The following is a 2277-nucleotide window of genomic DNA, read 5'->3' as shown; positions in this document are numbered from 1 at the left end:
GCCGCGATCCGTGCAGCACAACTTGGCTTTAAGGTTGCTTGCGCTGAATCGAATGCCTATGACGATCCAAAAGGTGAGCCACGCTTAGGTGGAACTTGCTTAAACGTAGGTTGCATTCCATCTAAAGCTTTGCTGGCTTCTTCTGAAGAATTTGAGAAGATTAGCCATCACGTTGCTGACCACGGCATCACTGTAGGATCAGTTAAGCTGGACTCCGGCAAGATGATCGCTCGTAAAGATGCGATTGTGACGAAGATGACTGCGGGTATTCAATTCCTGTTCCGCAAAAATAAAATTACCTTGTTAAAAGGACATGCTTCCTTTGAAGGCAAGGGTGCCGATGGCTACCAAGTCAAGATTGAAGGTAAAGACAAAGAAGTGGTGACTGCTAAGAATGTAATCATCGCAACTGGCTCTAAAGCACGTCATTTGCCAGGTATTCCTGTCGATAACGTATTGATTAGCGATAACGAAGGTGGTTTGAAATTTGATTCCATTCCGAAGAAGCTTGGCGTTATTGGTGCTGGTGTAATCGGCTTGGAGCTTGGCTCTGTATGGCGCCGTGTTGGTTCTGATGTCACTATTCTGGAAGCGCTCCCAACTTTCTTGGGTGCTTGCGATCAAGGTATTGCTAAAGAAGCGCACAAGATTTTCACCAAGCAAGGGCTCAATATCAATATGGGCGTCAAGATTGGTGAAGTCAAGGCAGACAAGAAAGGTGTTGTTGTTAACTACACCGATAGTGAAGGAAAAGCTCAGAAATTAGAGTGTGACCGTTTAATTGTGTCTGTTGGACGTGTTCCGAATACTGAAAAATTAGGTCTCGATAAAATTGGTCTTAAGGTGGATGAGCGTGGCTTCATTCCAATTGATGACCACACTTGCGCAACAGCTGCACCTGGCGTTTACGCCGTAGGTGACGTTGTACGTGGACCAATGCTGGCCCACAAAGCGGAAGATGAGGGTGTGCTGGTTGCCGAAACGATTGCTGGTCAAAAACCCCATATCGACTACAACTGCATCCCTTGGGTAATCTATACCGATCCAGAAATTGCTTGGGTTGGTAAAACTGAAGAGCAGCTAAAACAGGCTGGTATTGCTTATAAGGCTGGTCAGTTCCCATTTGCTGCTAACGGTCGTGCATTAGGTATGGATCGTGCCGATGGCTTCGTCAAAGTATTGGCCGATGAAAAAACCGATGAAATCTTAGGCGTTCATATTATTGGACCAAATGCTTCTGACCTCATTGCAGAAGCAGCCGTAGCGATGGAGTTCAAAGCTGCAGCTGAAGATATTGCTCGTATCTGTCATCCACATCCAAGCTTATCGGAAGTGGTTCGCGAAGCAGCATTGGCGACGGACAAACGTGCATTAAACATGTAATTGAAAGCATTAGAGTATTACCATCAAGAGTTAAAGACGCGCGGGTATCAGAGCGATCCCGCGCAGCTTGCTGCCATTGAGCGCTTACAGCGCTGTGAAGATGAATGGATTGCTTATAAAGAAATCCGTAGCAATGGCCTAAAAAAGAAACTGTTCAAACCAAAGCTTCCCCGTGGCGTTTATCTGTGGGGTGGAGTAGGTCGGGGCAAATCCTTTCTCATGGATTGCTTCTTTGCTGCATCCCCTTTAGAAAAAAAGATCCGTATTCATTTTCATGAGTTCATGCGCGAGGTTCACCGTGAACTTCATGAGCTCTCTGGTATGGCTGATCCCCTCGATGAATTATCTAAAAGAATTGCCAAGAGATATCGACTGATTTGTTTTGATGAGTTTCATATCAACGATATTGCCGATGCGATGATTCTGTATCGCTTGTTGAGTGCGCTGTTTGAGGATCGAGTGCAGTTTGTCATGACTTCCAATTACCAGCCTAGCCAGCTTTATCCCAATGGCTTGCATCGCGATCGTTTGCTTCCAGCTATTAAATTGCTTGAGGAACAGCTCGACGTGATGAATGTGGATGCTGGTAATGACTATCGCCGTGTGCAGATGGCTCAAGTTGAGGCCTATCTCACGCCAGTTAATGCAGAGACCCATACTGTATTAATGCGCATGTTCCAAACCTTAATTGGAAATCAGAAGGAAACAGTTCGACCTGTATTACGTATTGAATCTCGAGAATTAAGGCCTTTGCATATGGCCGAGGGAATAGTTTGGTTTGACTTCCAGACTCTCTGCTGCGGCCCAAGATCCCAAAATGACTATTTAGAGATTGCCAAGCTCTTTCATACGGTGATTTTGTCCGGGGTGCCTTATATGCCACCCAGAATGACA

The 2277-nt window shown here is 45.7% G+C and carries 2 protein-coding genes; both read left to right on the top strand.

The genetic code is table 11. The features are described 5' to 3' along the window. On the top strand, nucleotides 1-1383 hold a 1383-nt coding region (gene lpdA / locus B7Y67_RS15705; RefSeq protein WP_293599440.1), incomplete at its 5' end, for a dihydrolipoyl dehydrogenase. Further along, nucleotides 1384-2277: cell division protein ZapE (gene zapE / locus B7Y67_RS15700; protein WP_293599439.1), on the top strand; the 894-nt coding region annotated here is incomplete at its 3' end.

Source organism: Polynucleobacter sp. 35-46-11 (genome assembly GCF_002281105.1).
This window is presented reverse-complemented; position numbering and strand designations above follow the sequence as displayed.